15 protein-coding genes and 2 pseudogenes are annotated in these 19,547 nt (G+C 69.5%); 9 read left to right on the plus strand and 8 right to left on the minus strand.

Annotated features, from left to right (window positions below; translation table 11 throughout):
* Positions 1–22 precede the first annotated feature (22 nt).
* The 3 genes from NOO62_RS03710 to NOO62_RS03720 are packed head-to-tail and all read right to left on the minus strand — an operon-like array spanning position 23 to position 3,527.
* A complete protein-coding gene (locus NOO62_RS03710) occupies positions 23–1,579 on the minus strand; it encodes an MFS transporter (RefSeq protein WP_268769446.1) in 1,557 nt (518 codons plus the stop codon).
* Positions 1,576–1,998, minus strand: a complete 423-nt coding sequence (locus NOO62_RS03715; RefSeq protein WP_268769447.1) for a RidA family protein — start codon at positions 1,996–1,998, stop codon at positions 1,576–1,578. The genes NOO62_RS03710 and NOO62_RS03715 overlap by 4 nt, the downstream gene beginning before the upstream one ends.
* Positions 1,995–3,527 (minus strand): FAD-dependent monooxygenase, encoded by a 1,533-nt coding sequence (locus NOO62_RS03720; protein ID WP_268769448.1) that lies wholly within the window; start codon positions 3,525–3,527, stop codon positions 1,995–1,997. The genes NOO62_RS03715 and NOO62_RS03720 overlap by 4 nt, the downstream gene beginning before the upstream one ends.
* Positions 3,528–3,583: 56 nt before the next feature.
* Here NOO62_RS03720 and NOO62_RS03725 point away from each other — a divergent pair, with 56 nt between their 5' ends.
* Entirely contained in the window at positions 3,584–4,228 is a 645-nt protein-coding gene (locus NOO62_RS03725) for a TetR/AcrR family transcriptional regulator C-terminal domain-containing protein (protein ID WP_268769449.1), read from the plus strand.
* 954 nt (positions 4,229–5,182) lie between these two features.
* Positions 5,183–5,881, plus strand: coding sequence for a type 1 glutamine amidotransferase domain-containing protein (locus tag NOO62_RS03730; protein ID WP_268769450.1), 699 nt, complete (start codon positions 5,183–5,185; stop codon positions 5,879–5,881).
* Between the two features lie 264 nt (positions 5,882–6,145).
* Here NOO62_RS03730 and NOO62_RS03735 read toward each other — a convergent pair.
* Positions 6,146–6,415: pseudogene (locus tag NOO62_RS03735) on the minus strand (IS5/IS1182 family transposase); the annotation flags it as partial.
* 93 nt (positions 6,416–6,508) lie between these two features.
* Positions 6,509–7,693 carry an MFS transporter gene (locus NOO62_RS03740; protein ID WP_268769451.1) on the minus strand — a complete coding sequence of 395 codons (1,185 nt, stop codon included), beginning with the start codon at positions 7,691–7,693 and terminating at the stop codon, positions 6,509–6,511.
* A gap of 150 nt (positions 7,694–7,843) precedes the next feature.
* Here NOO62_RS03740 and NOO62_RS03745 point away from each other — a divergent pair, with 150 nt between their 5' ends.
* Together NOO62_RS03745 and NOO62_RS03750 are read left to right on the plus strand one after the other, a co-directional pair.
* Positions 7,844–8,170 (plus strand): ArsR/SmtB family transcription factor, encoded by a 327-nt coding sequence (locus NOO62_RS03745; RefSeq protein ID WP_268769452.1) that lies wholly within the window; start codon positions 7,844–7,846, stop codon positions 8,168–8,170.
* Positions 8,171–8,504: 334 nt separating this feature from the next.
* Complete coding sequence (locus NOO62_RS03750) at positions 8,505–9,518, plus strand: NADPH:quinone reductase (protein ID WP_268769453.1); 1,014 nt, start codon at positions 8,505–8,507, stop codon at positions 9,516–9,518.
* 149 nt (positions 9,519–9,667) lie between these two features.
* On the opposite strand, the pseudogene NOO62_RS03755 reads toward NOO62_RS03750, so the two are convergent.
* Positions 9,668–9,852: pseudogene (locus NOO62_RS03755) on the minus strand (IS701 family transposase); the annotation flags it as partial.
* 305 nt (positions 9,853–10,157) lie between these two features.
* Here NOO62_RS03755 and NOO62_RS03760 point away from each other — a divergent pair.
* From NOO62_RS03760 to NOO62_RS03780, 5 genes are all read left to right on the plus strand, one after another.
* Positions 10,158–11,237: a tyrosine-type recombinase/integrase gene (locus tag NOO62_RS03760; protein WP_268769454.1), complete on the plus strand. Its 1,080-nt coding sequence runs from the start codon at positions 10,158–10,160 to the stop codon at positions 11,235–11,237.
* Positions 11,234–11,578, plus strand: a complete 345-nt coding sequence (locus tag NOO62_RS03765) for a helix-turn-helix domain-containing protein (protein ID WP_268769455.1) — start codon at positions 11,234–11,236, stop codon at positions 11,576–11,578. Before NOO62_RS03760 ends, NOO62_RS03765 begins: the two co-directional genes overlap by 4 nt.
* Positions 11,579–13,244: 1,666 nt before the next feature.
* The gene (locus NOO62_RS03770) at positions 13,245–14,000 is read left to right on the plus strand and encodes a hypothetical protein (RefSeq protein ID WP_268769456.1); all 756 of its coding nucleotides are present in this window, start codon (positions 13,245–13,247) and stop codon (positions 13,998–14,000) included.
* 224 nt (positions 14,001–14,224) lie between these two features.
* Positions 14,225–14,608 carry a VOC family protein gene (locus NOO62_RS03775; RefSeq protein ID WP_268769457.1) on the plus strand — a complete coding sequence of 128 codons (384 nt, stop codon included), beginning with the start codon at positions 14,225–14,227 and terminating at the stop codon, positions 14,606–14,608.
* A complete protein-coding gene (locus NOO62_RS03780; RefSeq protein WP_268769458.1) occupies positions 14,605–15,480 on the plus strand; it encodes a sigma-70 family RNA polymerase sigma factor in 876 nt (291 codons plus the stop codon). The genes NOO62_RS03775 and NOO62_RS03780 overlap by 4 nt, the downstream gene beginning before the upstream one ends.
* A gap of 547 nt (positions 15,481–16,027) precedes the next feature.
* On the opposite strand, the gene NOO62_RS03785 is transcribed toward NOO62_RS03780, so the two are convergent.
* Both NOO62_RS03785 and NOO62_RS03790 read right to left on the minus strand, forming a co-directional pair.
* Positions 16,028–18,442: a DUF2272 domain-containing protein gene (locus NOO62_RS03785; RefSeq protein WP_268769459.1), complete on the minus strand. Its 2,415-nt coding sequence runs from the start codon at positions 18,440–18,442 to the stop codon at positions 16,028–16,030.
* 13 nt (positions 18,443–18,455) lie between these two features.
* Positions 18,456–19,544, minus strand: coding sequence for a hypothetical protein (locus NOO62_RS03790; protein ID WP_268769460.1), 1,089 nt, complete (start codon positions 19,542–19,544; stop codon positions 18,456–18,458).
* Between the last annotated feature and the right edge of the window lie 3 nt (positions 19,545–19,547).

Genomic DNA, 19,547 nt, shown 5'->3' on the forward strand with positions numbered 1-19,547 from the left:
CGGCCATGCCCCATAAGAGGTGTCACGCACCGCGCCCGGCGCGGACCCGTTCCCGTACGGAGGTCAGTGGGCGAACCGTTCCGGTCCGGGGGGACGGGCGCATGAACAGCGTGACGAGCACGGCGATCCCGCACACTCCGGCGGCGACGAGCGTCGTCGTGTGCATGGCGCTGAGGAACGTCGGCGCGGCGGCGTTCGTCGCCGCGGCATCGCCCGTGGCGAGGGCCGAGGCGAGCGACTCCGCCGCGGTCCGGCGGACGCCCGCCGGGCTGTCGGCGAGCCGGTCGGTCATCATGCCCGCGTACCGGGACCACAGGATCGATCCGAGGACCGCCACCCCGAGCGCGCTGCCCAGCTGGCGAAGGGTATTGAGCAGCGCTGATCCCGCCCCCGCTCGGTCCATGGGCACGGAGGACGAGGCCAGGGTCGTGCCGGGCGCCAGGACGAGCGCGAAGCCGAGTTGCAGGGTGAACGCGTCCACGACGAACCACGCGGGGCTGGTGTGGGCGCCAAGCCCGGCCACGCCGGCGAACGCCACGCCCATGAGCGCGGTGCCGACAGCGATCGTCGTCCGGGCGCCGAACCGTCGCGTCGCCCGCTGTGAGAGCGGGGCCCCGACCACCAGGCCCGCCGACAGCGGAATGAAGAGCAGCCCTGTCTGCAACGGCGTGAATCCGCGCACCTGTTGGAGGTAGAAGGTCGTGAAGTACAGGTAGCCGAAGACGACGAAGGAGCCGAGCGTCAGGGCCACCGCGGCGGTGGTGAACGAGGCGTGCTTGAAGAGGCGGACGTCCAGGAGCGGCTCACGGTGGCGCACCTCGGCCAGGGCGAGTACGGCCAGCACGGCCAGGCCGACGGCCGCGGGCAGCCAGGTTCCCAGGTAGGCCCAGCCGTCGTCGGTGGCGTGCACCACTCCGAACACGAGCAGGCCGATACCCGCCAAGGACGCGGCGACGGGCATCATGCGCAGCTGTCCGACGCCGCTCGTCGGCGTCTTCGGAATCCATGCCCAGGTCGCGGCGAGGCCGAGGAGGGCGAACAGTGCGACGAGTTCGAGGACGGAGCCCCACCACATGCCCGCGCTCAGCAGCGCGCCGCCGAGGAGCGGGCCGAGCGAGATGGACAGGCCTGAGGCGGCCGCCCACGAGGCGATGGCCCGGGCCCGTCGCTCGGGCCGGAAGATCCGCAGGATCACCGCGAGGGTGGCGGGCATGATGGTGGCCGCGGCCACGCCCATGAGCGCGCGGAGAATGATGATGCCCAGGGCCGAATCTAGGAATCCGGCCACTGCCGTCGTCACGGCGAAGGCGGCTGTTCCCCAGGCCAGGAGGCGCTTCAGGCCGAACCTGTCACCGGCACTTCCCGCCACGGGCAGGAAACCGGCGAAGGTGAGGGTGTAGGCGTTCAGGAACCATTGCTGTTCGGTATTGCTTGCACCGAGTTCGCTCTGCATCGTGGGCAACGCCACGTTGAGGATGGTGCTGCCCAGCAGCACCGCCGAGACCGTGAGCGTGAGCGCGAGCAGCGCGCGGAAGGGGCGGACGGGGGGCGGTTCAGTGGTCTGTTCGGTGTTGCTCATCGCGCGCGTGCCTGCTTCCCGTCGGGCTTTCTGTCAGGCAGGGCGACCACGCACTCGACCTCGATCAGGAACTCCGGGGCGAACAGCTTCGCCACACCCACCAGAGTCGACGAGGGCGGCGGCGAACCGTGCAGAGCGCCCAGGATGTGCGGGATCAGATGCGGCTCGTAGTCCACGACGTAGATCGTCTCCTTGACGATGTCCTGCCGCTGCGCGCCGAGGGCATCAAGCAGACGGTCGACACGGCGGGCCACCTGCGTGGCCTGCGCCGCATGATCTCCTTCCCCGACGACGCGGCCCTGCTCGTCCCAGGCCACCTGGCCGCTGAGGAACGCCAGCTTCTGGCCGGCCGGCACGGATATCTGACTGACCAGGTCCGGAAGGCCGAAGACACCGTCCGGTTCGATGCGGTGGATCATGCGTGGTCCCCTTCGAGCTGCACATGTGCGGGCAGCGGATCGTGGAGGGCGGCGACGGCGTTCGCGGCCCCGGCCAGCAGAGCGGCCGCGTCGCTCTCGTCCGAGGCCCATGCCACGTACCCGTCCGGCCTGATCAGGGCGGCGCTGACGCCGACCCATGCCGCACGGGACTGTTCGGCCGACCGCGGGCAGCGGTACCAGTTGAGTAGGGCGGTCGCGCGGTCGGGAAGGAGACCGTCGGCGTCGAAGCCGTCGACGCGCCCGAAATCGATGAGCAGGGGGCGGCCGTCCCGAAGGAGGTCGAACAGGTGCTCCGTGTCCGACAGCCTCAGGTTCGGCGCCCGGCAGCCCGCGAGCAAATGGCGCTGACCGGGCAGCGTGTACGCCACCGCCAACCCGGACAGACGCTGCGCCAGGGCGTCGTTGAGCTGCGGCCGCTCCGCGATCAGCTTTCCCATCAAGGACCGCAGCGCGGCTCCCTGCGGTGAGAAGCCGGACATGATCGCGGTCTGCGCCTGGGTGTGCTCGATCGTGTCCTCCCCCACCGGGTGCCTCTCGTGGTGGTAGGTGTCCAACAGCGCGTTGGTTGCCCGGCCGAGCACGGTCGCCGCCAGCTTCCAGCCGAGATTCATCGCGTCCTGTACACCCACGTTCAGCCCCACCCCGCCCATCGGCATGTGCTGATGGGCCGCGTCCCCCGCCAGCAGGACGCGGCCCTTGCGGTAGTCCCGGGCCACGCGGCTGGTGTTGCTGTAGCGGGAGAGCCAGGAGGGGCTGTGCATCCCGTAGTCGGTGCCGGCGATGCGCCGGACCCGCTCCCGCAACTCCTCCAGGGTCAGTTCGCCCGGCCAGTCTTCACGAAGGTCCTCGGGCGAATGCACCACGATCCGGTGCCGGCCCCCGGACAACGGTACGAGCATGAACGTGCCCCGCACCGTCCACCTGCTCGCGACCGGGCCCGGCGGCGGATCGCCGAGCACCACATCGCCCAGCACCCCGAGGGCCGTGAACCGGGTCCCGTCGAACTCGATCTCCGCGCACTGGCGCACCGTGCTGCGTGTGCCGTCGCACCCGACCGCGTACGCGGCATCGAGCTCGTAGGCACCGTCAGGACCGTCGACCGACACGGTCACCGTGTCGCCGGTGTCCACGCAGCCGGTCACCCGGTGCCCGCGACGGACGTCCGCGCCCAGGGTGACGGCCCGGCACTGAAGCAGTTCCGTGGTGCGGGCCTGCGGAACCGTGAGCGTGTACGGGAAGTCGGTGTCCAGTGCCGCGAAGTCGAGGCGGTCGTCGAGGACCGCGAAGTGGCCGCTGGGGATCCGGCCGCCCTCCGCCAACAATTCCTGATGCGCGCCGCGGAGCGCGAAGGTCTCGATCGTGCGGGCGTGGACCGTCAGCGCCCGGGAGTTCGGATCAATCTCCGGATCCTGCTCCAGGACCACCGCGGGGACGCCGGCCAGCCGCAGTTCGCAGGCGAGCCACATGCCCGTCGGTCCGCCCCCGATGATGACGACGTTTTCCTCCATGCCACACCTCTCTATCACTGACCAAGTAGATTGCCGGTGCCAGATATACTCGATCAGTGACCAAGAAACAAGCTGCCGCCCCCACCAAGGTCGGGATCACCCTCGACCACGTCGTCGGTGCGGCGTTCGACGTACTGGACCGAGGCGGTGTCGCCAAGCTCTCCACCCGCGCCATCGCGGCAGAACTCGGGGTCAGCATGAACACCGTCATGTGGCACATCCGCACCAAGGACCGACTCCTGGACACCATGGCCGAGGCTGTCCTCGGCGAGGTCGACTTGGAGGACCTGCCCGAGCACTGGCACGACGAGGCCGCCGAGCTGATCGAACGACTGCGCGAGGCGATGCTCCGCCACCGGGACGGCGCGCTGCTGGTCTCGGGCACCTTCCCCGCGGAACCGCAGACCCTCGCCTTCACCGACCGCCTGCTCACCGCCCTGCTACGCGGCTGCCCCACCCGCAGGACGGCCGCGTGGACGGCCTGGAACCTCTTCTACTTCACCCTGGGACTCGTCCAGGAGGAGCAGACGGAACCCGCCGACAGCCGCAACCGCCTGCGCACCCGCGTGGCCGAACGCCACCTTCCCGGACTGGACTCGGCGCTGGACGAGTTCATGTCCGTGGACTTCGAAGCGCGCTTCCGGTTCGGCATCCGGCAGATCCTCCACGCCGCCTCGACCGAAGCGGCACCTGAGGACTGAAAGAGGGCCCTGCCGTCAGCTGTCCGCCTGGGCGGGGCGCAGGAGGTTCGGGGTGTCGCGCCCTCCGGAGACGCGGTGATCACGACGTGGCAGGGGTCGCGTCCGCCGGTGCGTTGTAAGGATTCGATCCGATGCCACCACCACCGCCCTGAAGGCCTTGACGGGCACCCGCGTCCCGGAACCGCCACCGTCCGGGGCCGACGCCGGCGCGCACACTGCTCGCCGAGGGCGAAGCCCGTGGGGACGAGGTGCCGTTGCGGGCGCTGGTGCCGGAGCCCCGATCGGCTCGGTGCAATCGCGGGCGGTGAAGGTCTTCGAGGCGCTCGGCGACCATGAGGCAGCCGCAGTGGAGTACGGACCGGCCGCCGCGGTGAGGCCGGACGCCTTCGCCCGTATCGTCGCCCTGGACCTGTGGCGGAAGCCTAGATGTACATCAAGCGGGGCCATGTCGAGCAGGCTTGCGACGCTTGGTCACGGCCCACGGCCCACCACATGGCCGGGGCGCGGTCCGCACGCACCCACAAGGCCATCACGAGGAGGGGATGACGGCCTCCGTGTTCGAGGCGGGCGTAGTTGACGGCGGAGACGCCGGCCGGTCGTGCCACCTCTTCGCACCGCAGACCGGGCACGCGACGCACGTGGGTGCCCGACGATAGGTCCGCGCGCGCCGGGTCGCACGGCGCACGGGCCCGTTACAGGAAATCGGCGAGTTCGCGGTTCGAGATGGCGGCCAGTGTGGTCCGGTTCGCCGCGGTCATGGCCGTCTCGACAAGGACTGTCAGTCCTAGGCGGGGCGCACCTATGCAGCTCAGGGTCAGTGATGACCGCCTCGAGGCGGCCGGGGCAGGGGGACAGTGGATGCGGCGCCGGATCAGCCCGATCCGGTGGCCTGTCCCGCAGATGACCGGCCGATCGCCACAAGCCGCACAGGTTCGAGAAGTTGAGAGAGAAGTCATGAGCCGCATTCTGATCGTCATGTCCGCCGCCGCCGTGTGGGAGCGCACCGACGGCTCGCAGTACCCCACGGGCTACTGGGCCGAGGAACTGGCCGCGCCGCACGAGGCGTTCGTGAGCGCTGGCCACACCGTCGACTTCGCCTCCCCCGGAGGCGTGCTCCAGCCACTGGACCAGCACAGCGCCGACCCGACGCTCGCCGGTGAGGACTGCGCCCGGTACGTGGCCCACGCCCAGCAGGCGCTCAGCGACTTCGGGCCGCTGCTGAAGCTGGACGAGGTCTCGGCTGCCGACTACGACGCCGTGGTGCTGCCGGGCGGGCACGGCCCCGTGGTCGACCTCTTTCAGGACTCGGACCTGGGCCGGCTGCTGGTCGAGACCGACCGCGCCGGGAAGATCGTCGGTGCGGTCTGCCACGGTCCGGCCGCGTTGCTGTCCGCCGTGGACGAGCAGGGCAAGTGGATCTTCACCGGTCGGCGGATGACCGCGTTCACCGACGAGGAGGAGCAACTGTTCGGCACCGCGGACAACGCTCCGTGGCTGCTGGCGAGCCGTCTGCGCGAGATGGGCGCCCGGCACGAGCAGGGTGACGCCTACCAGGCGTTCACCGTTCAGGAGGGCAATCTCTTCACCGGCCAGAACCCGGCCTCCAGCACCCCGATGGCCGACGCGATCAACGCCGCGCTGGCAGCAGGATGATCCCTCGCCCCGGGGACACCGCCCCCCGGGGGGGGGACCGACCACGGACCGCCGTCCCCGGCCCCCCGGCCACCGGTTCCGGGGCACCGGCACCCGGCCGCCGCGCATTCTCCAGGCAGCGGCGGCCCGGGCAGCCACTCCTTCCGCGCTCTTCCTCCGACGACTCGCTTCCCGCCGTCGACGACAGGTGAGGAATCCACCATGACGGACCGCACACCCCGCCCGTCCCGGCGTTGACGCCCTCCCTCAGGGGCTGCTGATTAGGCCGGGCGTGATGACCAACCCGAGCGGGCGGCGCCCACCTTCTCCGGCGAGGTGGATCTTGCTTGTGAGCTCGCCTCGCGAGCGTCCCGGAGCCTCATCGGAGCGGTGACGTGGCGGGCTCCTGCGTCGGCCCGGGATCTTTGGGGCACAGGTGGAGGTGCCCGCTGTGTGCTGGTGGGCGTGGCAGGTAGTGGAATCGACGCTGGCCATGCTCCAGTCGATCAGGCCCTCGGCATCGACGCCGGCCTGGACGGCCCGCAGGATTCTCTGGCACTCGTCCGCCACGCCCCGGGGGCCACCTGCCCGACGACGTGCTTCGCAAGCTGCCCGGCGCCGCGCGCCGGGCAGCTTCGAGGTCACCGGTCAGTCGACCTCGCTCATCCGGGGCGCCTCGACCGTCGACGCCGGCGTCACCGCAGCCTGCCCTCCCCGACGCCCCAGTACGCGCTCGACGACCACGGCGGAGACGCAGAGAAGGGCGGCGAGCACGGAGAAGACAGGGAAGATCACGGTGTCGCTCCAGACCGTGGCGCCGATGCCTACGAGGAGCGTGGGCGTGATGAGCGCCCCGTACGCGAGCAGGTAGAACATGGACATGACAGCTCCGCGCCGCTCGGCGGGAATGTGAGCGGTCAGGTGGCGCAGGGAGCCGCCGAAGGCGAGCCCGTAGGCGCCGCCCTGGAGTGCGACGGCGACGATGATGACGCCGGCGTTGCCGGTCGCGAAGCCGGCCACCCCGGCCAGCATGAGCACGGCGAGCGCCGTGTCGCCGACGAGCGCGACCGTGCGCGCCGGGTGACGCGCGCTGACGACCTGGGCGCAGGCGGCGGCCAGGGTCACGGCCGCAATGACGACGCCGCCGAAGAACGGCCCGTCAACATGCGCCGCGTGGGCGGCGATCGCTGGTTCCAGCGAGAAGCAGACCCCGAGCACGGCCCAGGCGGCACCGGCGCCGATCACGGCGAAGACGAAGCGTCCACGGATCTCCTTCGGCACGTGCGGGCGAGGGATTCCCAGAGGCGCGGCCCCGACCGAGGGGTGCGGCTCCCGCATCACCAGGAGGAGCACGAACAGGACGAGGGCGATGAACGCGTCAGCGAGGTAGGGCAGGAGCAGGGGATGGAAGCCTGTCTGGGCGAGGCCCGCGGTGCCGAGCGCGGCGGCGGCGATGCCGACGTTGAACGCGATGGCGGTGAGGGTCCCGCTGCGGGCCGCCCGCTCGGGACTCACGTCCAGCAGAGCGGCCCCGCCGACGACGACGATCGCACCGATCCCCAGGCCGTTGAGCATCCGCGCCACGACGAGATGTCCGGGACCCGCGGCGAAGATGAAGACGGCCAGCCCGGCGAGCAGCAGCAGGACCGCGACGAGGAGCACGGGCCGACGGCCGTACCGGTCGGACAGGGGTCCGGAGACGAGGATCGCGACGACCGCGACAGCCCCGTACGCGGCGAAGATGATGGTGGTGAGGAAGGGCGGGTAGTCCCATTCCTCGGCGTACAGGGAGTAGAGCGGCGAGGGGATGGCGGACGTCGCCTGCCCGAGCATGAGAAGAACGAGAAGGGTCGCATAGCTCCATGGCTGGGGACGTCGCCCCGGGGAAAGCGCCGGCACAAGGACTCCTGGGAAGTATGATGTGTATCGTACTTCGTGGATGCTAGGGAGAAGTATGATGTACGTCAAACTTGGAGTCGTCTGATGCCACCCTGGGAGACCCCCTCCGACCAGCTGCCGCCCGTCGCCCCGGTCCAGAAACTGCTGCGCGCGCTCGCGGATCCCGTACGCCTGGAAATGGTCCGCCGACTGGCCGTGGACCCCGCCGCCGAAGCCCCCTGCTCGGACCTCTACGAGGGCCTGAACAAGTCCACAGCGACCCACCACTTCAAGGTCCTGGTCGAGGCGGGCGTCCTCCACCCGGTCATGGTCGGCCCTTCGCGCGGGCACCGCCTCCGCCGCAGCGCCCTCCAGGAAGCGGCACCAGGCCTGCTGGACGCGCTGATGGCGGCGATGGCACGAGAGGGGTGACGGTCCTGGGACCTGACGCGGCAGCACAGCAGGGCCGGTCGTGATGGAACATGCGAGTCGGTGCATCTCGTGACGCCGCCCGGCGGATCCCCTGGTCAGGGCCGTCATCGGTTCCCGTTGCCACCCAGTGCGGGCGGCTGCGGGTCCCGAGCGGTACCGGTCGGTGCGAGTTACCGGTACGCATTCGTCGCCGGTCTGGCCGCGGGTCTCTCCCGCGGTGCTCGCGGGACTTCCGCGACAGCCCGCTCCGCGAGGGGGTTCAGGGGATCTCCCTGCCCCGAGGCATTTTCCCCGGACGGCGGGCATCCGGGAAGGAACCAAGGATGGGTGAGAGATGAAGTCCGTCGTTCGGACGGCTGCCGGCGGGCCCGAGGTCCTCAAGTTGGTCGATCGTCCGGTTCCCGAGCCCGGCCCCGGGGAGGTACGGGTCCGTGTGCACGTCTCGGGCGTCAACCCGACCGACTGGCGAAGCCGCCAACGGGCGCTGCCTCCAGGCATGGACGAGCAGGTGCCCCACCAGGACGGCGCGGGGGTGATCGATGCTGTCGGTTCTCAGGTCGATCCGGCACGAGTCGGACAGCGGGTGTGGATCTGGGAGGCCGCGTGGGAGCGGCCCTGGGGAACGGCACAGCAGTACACGCTCGTGGCCGACCGGCACGCCGTCGCGCTGCCCGACCACGCTTCGTTCGAACTCGGCGCCGCCCTGGGCATCCCGGCCCTGACCGCCCATCGCGCACTGACCGTGCACGACTGCGGACCGGGGCAGATCGCGCCCGACACTCTGCGGGGCACGACCGTCCTGGTGGCGGGTGGCGCCGGCGTGGTCGGCAACGCGGCCATCCAGCTCGCCCGCTGGGGTGGAGCCCGCGTGATCACCACGGTCAGCAGCCCGGCCAAAGCCGCGCTGGCACACGCGGCCGGCGCCCACCACGTGGTCGACTACCGCACGCAGGACGCGACCGCAGAGATCCGCGCCCTCGCTCCCGAGGGCGTCGACATCGTGGTGGAAGTCGCACCCGGCACCAACGCCGCTCTCGATATTGCAGTGACCGCCCCGGGCGCCGTGATGGCCTACTACTCCGGCAGCGAAGACGAACAGCTCTCCATCCCGGTGCTCTCCTCACTGGCGGCGAACCTGCGCTGGCAGAGCGTATACGTCTACACCGTGCCGCCCGCCGCGAAGCAGCAGGCGCTCACCGACGTCGCCGCAGCCGTGGACGCACGCGCCCTGCGCGTGGGCGAGGACGTCGGAATGCCACTGCACCGCTTCCCGCTGGAGCACATTTCCGACGCCCACACCGCACTCGAGCGGGGCCTGGTCGGGAAGGTCCTGCTCGACATCCCGTGACCGCGGGAACGGCACCGCCTGTTCCCCGGAGCCACGTATCCCGTCGAAGCGCAAGACGACGCAGCGTGATCCCGAAGGGATGTGAGGCCGCGGGGTCGTGGGCTGGTGGTGCAGGCGGCCGGTCCAGCACCGCAGGAGGGTGAGGAAGGTCTGGCGTCGGTGACGAGGGTGACGTGGTGGGGCCAGCCGCGCCAGGTCCGGCCCTCGAAGTGTCCAGGCCCAGGCCGTGCTTGAGTTCGCGACGGTCCTGCTCGATGCGCCGGCGCATCCTCGCGAACCGCACCAGGTCCACGATCGGGGTGGTGGCGGGCAGGTCACTCATCCAGCAGCCGGTCGTCGCCGCCTCGCCCGGGGCAACTCGAACGGGTCCTGGCACAGGACCCAATGCCAAGTTGCTAGCGGCGGCCGGGGCGATGGTTGCGCTGGGCGTGGCCAAGGCCGGGGAATTGCATTGACTGCACGGGAGGTACCGGACTACGTCACCCATCTGCGCTTCGCACGGGCACTGAGGCATAGCGATGTCACCTTTCTGAGCTGGGCACTTGATCGTTGTCACGCATCTGATGCAGGATTCATGCATCAGGTGCAGGGGGTGTGGGGTTGGTGTGACGGGGCTTCGAGGCGCCCGGATCGGCACGGTTGGAGCTGGTCTCTGGCGTGCTTTTGCTGCATCCGGAAGATGCCGTCCTAGACGGCATGCTCGACGGCTGGGAGAAGCAGCAACTCGGCCGGCGGCTGGAGCCCGACACGATCCGCGACCGACAGTCGGTGGTCCGGCGGTTCGTCGACTTCAGCGGGGAGTACCCCTGGAACTGGACCGCTGGTCACATGGACGAGTGGTCGGCAACGCTGATCTCCGAAGGAGGTCGCGCGAAGTCAACCATTCGTGCCTACCAGGGAGCCCTGCGCCTGTTCTGTGACTTCATCACGTCGCCCCACTACCGCTGGTCCGAAGTCTGCGAAGAGCGGTTCGGCACCCATCCGGTGCAGGTTTGCCACGAATGGAACACCGCAGCTCACCTTGACGAGTACGAAGGCGACGCAGACCGGCGTCCCATGACTCGGGAAGAGGTTCAGGCGCTCTTTGACTACGCAGACGATCAAGTGGAGAGAGCTGTCCGGCTAGGCAGGAAGGGCGCCCTGCCCGCCTATCGCGATGCCACCGTCTTTAAGACGATCTACGGCTGGGGCCTGCGGGTTCGGGAGGCGTCTCGCCTGGACGTCGCTGACTTCTACCGAAATGCCAAGGCACCAGAGCTTGGGCGGCTGGCGCTCATGCACGTGCGCTACGGGAAGGGTACGAAGGGATCGGGGCCGCGACGGCACATGGTGGCCAGTGTGATGCCGTGGGCCGTGGAGTCCTTGGACGACTACCTGCAGAACATCCGCCCCCGCTTTCCGGATCGCACCGGCAGACAAGCTGTCTGGCTCACGGAACGCGGCGGGCGACTGCAACCACGTGAGATCGAGGATCGCTTCGCCACCTACCGGGAGGCGCTCGGCTTCGACAAGAGCCTGGTCCCGCACTGCCTGCGCCATTCCTACGTCACGCACCTGATCGAGGACGGTGCCGACCCAAAGTTCGTCCAGGACCAGGTCGGTCACCGTGTCGCGTCAACGACCGCGATCTACACGGGTGTCAGCACGGACTTCACCAACACCATGATGCGAAGAGCGTTGGACCGGGCCTTCCAGGCGGACGGACAGGAGAAGGTATGACATCGAAGCTGGACTACAAGTGGCACCTGCGCGAGCTCATGGCCCTGCGCGGCATGTACTCGACCACTGACCTGCGACCGCTGCTCATCGAGCGGGATGTGAACCTGTCGGCCAGCCAGGTCTACCGGCTCGTCACGGAGAAGCCCGAACGACTGAGCATGAAGACACTGATGGCCTTGATTGACATCCTCTCGTGCCGCATGGATGAGCTCATCGAACCGGTTGCGTCCGCCGCACCGCTACGCAAGGCAGCCGGTGCTTCGGACGCCGGGGCGGACCTGGACCGCGGCGTCGGGGAGTTTCGCCCGCGCCGTGCGCGCGTAACCCGTGATCCGAGGTGACGCCTGACTCGGCCGGCACCCCCACGTTCGTTCTCCAGCCGATGGAGGCCATCGTCGAGGCCGATACCGGAGCGGAGCCTGAGCTGCCTGTAGCGATCATCGAGCAGGTCGCCGCTCAGGTGGCCCCGGCCCGTATGCAACTGCGCCGGCTGGCTCAGGCCCTGACCACTGATCCCGAGCTGCTGACCAGTGGCCGGGGCGAAGGCCCACGTCATGTGGAGCTGCTGATCCGCGGGTTGCTTCCTCACGGAACACGACGCCTGGTGTTGCCTCGATGCGCCGGGTGCGGCCGGACGACGTCGCTGGAACACCGGGACGGGGCACGACGGCTCTGTTCGCACTGCAAACGCAAGACGACAGGAGGTGAGCCCCGCGAGCCGTGTGCGGTATGCGGAAAGTCCCTCAAGGTCTTCTGCCACGACCAGGACGGCTTCCCCAGATGCCAGAAGCACCCTCCTGCCGAGGACGGCACCGACGTCATCCTCAGGATCCTGAAGCAGCTCGACACCGGTCTCGATGAACGGAACGCCACAGCGGCCATCAAGAAGTCGCTGCCCCACGCCCACCAGCGGCGGAAGGCTGCCTCGCAACTCCGCCACCGTCCCAGCTTGCTCACCGGCGAGGGTTCCCAAGGATCCCCGGCAGTGATCTCGCTGATCAACGGCTTGCTCAGCGCAGGCGCTGCCCAGGTTGTCCGCCCTCCGTGCGCCGTCTGCGGGCTGGTAAAGCCCCTGAAATGGCGCAGCGAGGACGGTCGCTGTTGCCGAGGCTGTTATGAGGCCGGCCGCCACGAGCCGTGCAGCCATTGCGGCCAGAACAAGCACGTCGCCACACGCACCCATGAAGGCGGGCCTCTGTGTCTCCCGTGCATGCGCCGCGATCCCGCCAACATGAGGACCTGCTTCCTCTGCGGTCGCCTGTGGCCTTGGACCGTCAAAGACGCCGACGGACATGCCATCTGCGGATCATGCTGGCGCCCACCGGTCACGACCTGTTCGGTCTGCAAACGGCAGAAACCATGCCACTACTCCACAACCAACGCTCCTCGCTGCGCAGCCTGCGGGGCTCGCGGCGCACACGCCCCGTGCTCACGGTGCAGCTCCGTCCGAGCCGTGTTCGTCCGCCTGGACAACGGCGACGGGCTATGCGAATCCTGCGCCCGCCGCCGGGAACCGTGTGGCGATTGCGGACGGACTATGCGGGTCTACGGCCGTAACGACGCAGGGCCACTGTGTACATTCTGCTACCGCAAGCACCCCTCGTCGCGACGCCACTGCGTGCAATGCGGGACGCACGAACACCTGCACCACTTCGGACTTTGCGCCGCCTGCGCAGCCCCGCGGCAGCTACATGCCGCTCTGGCGAACCACAGCGGGGACCTGCGTCCGGAACTCGAGCCGGTCCCCCCGTCACACACGCCACCCTGGACGAGATGCCGGCATCGAGGGCCGTGACCTATTTGCGAGCCGCTCTCGTGGCCACCGAAGTGCTACCCAATCGAGATGAGCAACTCGCGTCACTGGAGCGCTGGCTGAGCGTGTTCCTCCAACGAGTGGAGGACTCACAGGAGCGAGCACTCATTCGCCGCTTCGCTACATGGGTGCACCTCAGGCGTCTCCGGTCCCGCGCACGGCGCCGCCCCATCACGCACGGCCAGTGTCAGACCGTGCGGCACGACATCTACGCGGCGGTTGCTCTGCAACGCTGGCTGCGTCAGCGCGGAAGCAGTCTGTCGACCTGCGAACAGGCCCAGATCGACGAATGGCTGGCTCAGGCAGGCCGGAAGCACACACAGGCCCGGAGCTTCCTGACGTGGTCCGCAGCGCGAGGCCACATACCCACAGTGCACGTTCCCCCACGGGGCACGTCGCGCGGCACTGAGCAACTCGCTGAAGAGGACGCGCGCTGGCAGATCAGCAAGCGTCTTCTCCACGACGCAGATCTCGCCCTGACCGACAGGGTGGCCGGCTGCCTCGTCGTGCTCTACGGCCAGCCGGTATCCCGCATCGCCCGGCTCACTACCGACAAGATCCTTACTGGCGCTGGAGGGGTTCAGCTCCAGCTGGGATCCCGCCCGATGGAGATACCCGAGCCGCTGGGGTCATTGCTCCTCGAACTCGCCGACAGCCGACAGGCTTTCGCTGTCCTGGGACAGAACGAGCCAGGTCCGTGGCTCTTCCCGGGCGGTCGCGCCGGACAGGCTATGACCGCGAGCCACCTGACAGTACGGCTCAACAGGGTCGGCATCCGCGCTCGGGCCAGCCGCAACACGGCCCTGCTGGACCTTGCAGCTCAGATCCCGGCGTCGGTGTTGAGCGACGTACTGGGCATCTCCACCACCTGCGCGGTGGCCTGGTCCCACGACGCTGGCAACACACGGCTCGGCTATGCAGCTGACGTCGCACGTCGCGAATTCCTGTAGGTCCGCATTTCTGATGCCCTCTACCGGTGGGACGCGGCCTCTGCCCAGCCCAAAGGACGGCAGAGCGAGACGAAGCCCGCACGATGCTTCTCAGGCATCAACGGGGAGGCATGTGCCGTTTCCGCCGCCCGCGGACCGCTCTTGTTACCTTCTCCCGTCGGCACTCGTCATGAGAGCGACGACCGCACACGAACGGTCGCATCAACGAGTGAATCGAGAGCAGGATGCTGAACAAGATCATGTACGTGACGATCTACGTCACGGATCAGGACCGCGCGCTGGAGTTCTACACCGAGGGACTCGGTCTGGAGAAGCAGCTCGACTTCCCCGGGCCCGACGGACGTTTCCTTACCGTCGGGGTTCCCGACGGCCCGGTGCAGATCATCCTGTGGTCCCACGCGCCGGCCGCGGGACAGCCGGGCGGCACGGGCGCGCCCGGTCCGCTGATCCTCGAATCCGAGGACCTGCGGAAAGACTTCGAGATCATGCGCCGGCGCGGCGTCGTCTTCGAAGAGCCCGAACCCGTGGACTATCCGTTCGGGGTCCGCATCGAGGCGGTGGATCCGGACGGCAACCGGGTCTCGCTCCGTCAGCAGCGTCAGCCGTGACCGCCCACCCGTCCGGTCTCGTGGCCGAGGCGTTCGAAGCCCAGCGCGACCGGCTGCGCGCTGTCGCGTACCGGGTGCTGGGCTCGCACGCTGACGCCGAGGACGTGGTCCAGGAAGCCTGGATGCGCCTCGTTCGTCAGGACGCGGCGTCCATCGGCAACCTGGCCGGCTGGCTGACCACGGTGGTCGGCCGAATCAGCCTGGACCTCCTGAGATCCCGCCGAGCCCACCCCGAAATCGCCTACGAGCAGGAGTTCGCGAACCTCGTGGTGATACCCGACGATGACCCCGCGCCGGACGAGCAGGCGGCGCTGGCCGATTCGGTCGGCCTCGCCCTGCTCGTCGTGCTCGACTCGCTCACCCCGAGCGAGCGCCTGGCGTTCGTCCTGCACGACATGTTCGCAGTCCCGTTCCACGAAATCGGCCGGATCCTTGGCAAGTCCACCGCCGCCACCAAGATGGTCGCCAGCCGCGCCCGCCGCAAGGTCCACGCTACGAACCGACCGGCGGGCTCCGGCCGCGAGCACCGAGAGGTCGTCCAGGCATTCGGCGCCGCCGCCCGCAGCGGCGACTTCGAAGCACTCTTGCGTGTCCTCGACCCGAACGTGGAGCTGACCGTCGACACTTCCGACGGCGTGGTCGTCACCCTCGGCGCCACCAAGGTCGCCTCCGGGGCCCGCATGTTCTCCGGCGAGGTCGCCCGCCATCGGCCCGTGCTGGTCAACGGCATCCCCGGCCACATGTCCTGGCACCCCGACGGAACCCCCCTCTCCCTCATCGCCTTCACCGTCATCGAAGGACGGATCACCGGCATCCACATCGTCGTCGACCCTGCCAAACTGGCCTCGATCCATCTGCCCGCCGAGACCTGAGCCGGTGTCGGACACCTCGCACTCGACAGGACGGTGTCCGGTGCGATGGCGGAACCACGCTCCGGCGTCGAGTCCACACGCCATCCGCCGTGGCCAGAGCCGCGCGGGCTGTGCCCCGGCGTTATGCCTCCGAGACAGCACGCTCGTCCGCAGCGGACGACGGGAGACAGGATCGTGGGACCGAAGTGGGCTGGTCTAACCATGCAGAGGAACATTCCGGATCCCGACCTGCAATTCCGCAAGTCCCAATAGCCGCAGTTGCCAGTAGCACGGCACCGGCGACAGGCCGACGCGGCGATAGGCAAGCTATAGGAAGACGTGCCGGACTCGCATCATGACCGGACGACCGCGCTCACCGGCCCTGTCCTGCACGAGCACGGCCTTGTGCAACACGCTTCAAGCATTGCCCCGTAACTCTTCATGCGTGAGCCGGTCACGGGTACCTCGCCGCCGAGGCCGCCCCACTGGGCATCAACGTGCCCCGTTCGGCACCTTGGGGCGCCGACACCCGCAGGGTCGTCGTGGTCGGACGACCTCTGCCGGGCACTCAGTCGTGCAGCCCCTTTCGCGTCTTCTCCACGACGTGGACCCCGCGCTCCGGCAGCGGCGTCTTCCACGACGCGAACGCCGCCTTGATCGCATCCGCGAGGACCGGGACGAAACGGTCCGTGGACAGGCCGCCCGCCTTGTGGTCCGCGTGCATCGCGTTGATCACCGCTCGCTGGGCCACCACCGGGAGATTGTTGTACGCGGACTGGAACATCCCCCGCGCATAGGGCGACCGGTCGTAGTGTGCCCGGAAGGCGGCCGCGGCCCACCCCATGCGCTCCCTGGTGAACCCCGCGTTCATACCCGCCAGATGCCTCTCCAGCCACCGCATGGAGACCACACACTCAGCGACGATCACGGCCTCGTCGAGTCCGGCCAGGTAGAAGCGCTCGGCCCAGCCGTCCCAGCGCAGCTCATCCTTGGTGGCGGCCCCGACAATCGCCCGCTTCGTCGTCTTACCCCACCGGTACGTGCGGCCTCGGTCGACCTCGATCCCGAAGCGGCGGAACGCCTCGGGGCCCGCGTCGATCCATTCCTGGAGCTTCCCGTGCTGCAGGGTGAGCTGCAGGAAGCCGATGCTGACCACCGCGCTGTCCCAGGTGTTGAGGGCTTGCACGGCCCCGCCGGTCTCCACCTGTGACACGCGTACGAAGGTGTCGAGGATGTCCTCGGACATGGTGACGACGCCGCGTCTGCGCAGGTCGTTGAGCGTCGCGGCGAGCGGACGGTCCGTGGAGTACCGGGCCAGCCCGCGGGCCGTACGCGCGGCGCCCTTGCCGTGATAGACGATCCGGTAGGCCTTGCTGGGCTGCCTGTCTCCGCCCAGCGGCGACACGCCGGGCGCGGTCGCCGACGGCGCGGTGGCCGGGGTCGCGGTCGCCGGGGTCGCGGTGGCCGACGGCGCGGTGGCCGGGGTCACGGCAGGGGCTGGAGCAGGCGCGGGCCCCACGGCGGGCGCCGCTGGCCGCCCCGGGTCGAGCAGCCGCCGCAACGCCGCCCACGTATCCGGGCCGACGATGCCGTCCTTCGCCATCCCGTGCTGCCCCTGCCACTGGGCGACCGCGTGCGCGAAGCGCACCTCGTCCCCCGCCAGTTGCGGGTCGCCGAGCAGCCGCGCGACCGCGTCGATCCTGCCGCGCCAGCCGAGCCGCTCCCCGTACGAGCGATTCAGCCGCATCGCCTTGGCCAGCGCGTCCGGGGGAAGCAGCCCGAAGAGCCGGAAGACCGAGCCGAGTCCGGAGGCACCGGCCCCGCCGGGCGCGGCACCGCCGCCGGGTGCACGGACCTTGATCAGGGCGAAGTGCCCGCACCTGCCCTGCTTCGGCAGCACGAAGCCCTGCGCGTCCAGCCGGTACGTGCGCGCATGCACCGACTGGTCCACGTTGCCTCCGACCACCCGGACCGTCCGCCGGGCCAGGTCGACCGCGGTGACGATGTCGCCGTGCGTGCACCATCCGTGGCCGTTGTCGATGTTGTCGTACGTGGCGCCGTTGCAGGGCTTGTTCTGGCCGCAGGGCCGGTCGGCGCACAGGATGTCGCCCGGCTCCGGCCGGGCACGTTCCAGGCGGTGCAGCCAGAACTCGCTGGTCGTGTCGCCCTGTGCGGTGCGGCGCTTGACGGCGCTGATATAGCCGCGGTGGGCGCTGCTGCGCGGGAAGGTCGCGGCCCCGGCCTTCGCCATCACCCAGGAGACGAAGACCGCGCTCCACGGCTCGCGCGCCTGCCACGCGACGCTCCGCAGATCGGCCGCGTCGACGGTGCGGCGGACGCCGGTGCGGTAGTAGTCCTGCAGCACCGCCGTCAGCCGCGGGTCGGTCTCCTTCCGGGCGCCGTCGCCCCAGCGGCTGCACTCCTGCTCCGCGATCGCCGCGATACGGGTGCCGAGGGCGGCGGCGGGCCGCGCCGGCTCCTCACTCTCGCCGGACGGGGCGGCGTCCGGCTCCTCGGCCGCGTAGAAGTCCGGCTCCTCGCCCGCGAGGTCGTCCGGGCCTTCGCCGACGAGGTCGTCCGGCCCTTCGCCCTCCTCGGCGGCGTCGTCCAGCTCCGCCTCCCACTGGGCGACTTGCCACTCCGCCTCCGATACCGGCTCATCGGCGGCCTCGCCGGACTCCTGCTCGGCGGGCTCGACGGCATCGGCCTCGTACGACGAGGCCGCGTACGACTCCGCCCCGTACGACTCCGCCGCGTACGACTCCGCCCCGTACGACTCCGCCCCGTACGACTCCGCCCCATACGACTCCGCCCCGTAGCTCTCGCCCACGTACGCGTCACCCGCGTACGCCTCGCCCTCATACCACTCCCCCTCCGCCTGGAACGGCCCGCCGGCCGGCGTCGGCGGCCCCGCCGCACCCTCCGGCAGCTCCAGCGCGCCCTCGTCCGCGAAGGGCGACGGCACACCCGTCTCGTACGGCATGGCCTGCTCCCCTCTACGGATTCGGGGCGACCTTCGGCGCCTTCAGGTCCCGCCCGGTGGTGATCGACCAGTGCGTGATCACCGTCTGCACATCCGGAGTGATCAGCGGGTCGTCGAAGAGCACCGGGACGTTCGCCGCGTCGTCGAACGCCTTGGTCTCGATGGCGATCAGCAGCCGCGAGATCGCGTCGGCGACGTCGAAGAAGCTCTTCGACATCGCATGCGCGGGTATCCGCACCCGCTCCGCGATGCGGAACAGCCGCTGCTCGGGGCTGGTCGCCTCGGCGCGGAGCGAGCTCACGATCGGCGAGTTGAAGTCGAGTGTCAGATGGAACCACGCCATCGTCGAGATCGCCCAGAACTCCTCCCGGGAGAGGTTCGAGGCGAGCCTCCGCGTGGTGAGCATGTCGGACAGCCGCTCCGCCAGGTCCGCGATCTTCGCGTGGTCGGTGGGGTTGGGCCCGATGGTGTTGCGGACGTTGATGATGCCGATCCAGGTCTCGCGCAGGAACTCCTCGAAGATGGAGACGAATTGGGTGTTGGCGGCGGTCGGCTTCGGATACGGCTCCGCCGCGGGGTGGGTGAGGTCCATGCCGAACATGCGGTAGTAGGCGTTGCGCCGGATGGAGTCGCCGTTCGGGCGGACGAAGCTCGATAGCGCCGTGATGAAGAAGGGGGCCGACTCCCGGAAGAAGAGCTCCTCCGTGTTGCGCAGCCAGTGCTCGGCGCCGTTCGAGGGCACCCCCAGCTCCTCGCCCTCGCGGTAGAGGGCGACGACGCGGCGGAAGATCTCCATGAGCCGGGTGCTCTCGAGCATGTACGCGTAGCTGAGGTGCTCCCAGCGGACATAGCCGGGGCGGCAGTCGTCCGGGGAGGTGCTGGAGAAGACGCGCTGGTTGCGGTCGAAGCCTTGGAAGAGCTGCTGCAGCCGAACGGGCAGGCCGGGGATGTCGCTCCGGTGGTCGGGGTGGCCGGACGGCTGGGTGAGGTCGTTGCGCTGGAAGGTCCAGGCCTGCTCCAGCAGAGAGGCCAGATCAATGGGGTGCAGCCGGAAGAGGAGCTCGGCGCCACCCGGAATCTGCCGGGTCAGTTGTCGGAACATCGC

This window comes from Streptomyces sp. Je 1-369, assembly GCF_026810505.1.
Lineage (GTDB): Bacteria > Actinomycetota > Actinomycetes > Streptomycetales > Streptomycetaceae > Streptomyces.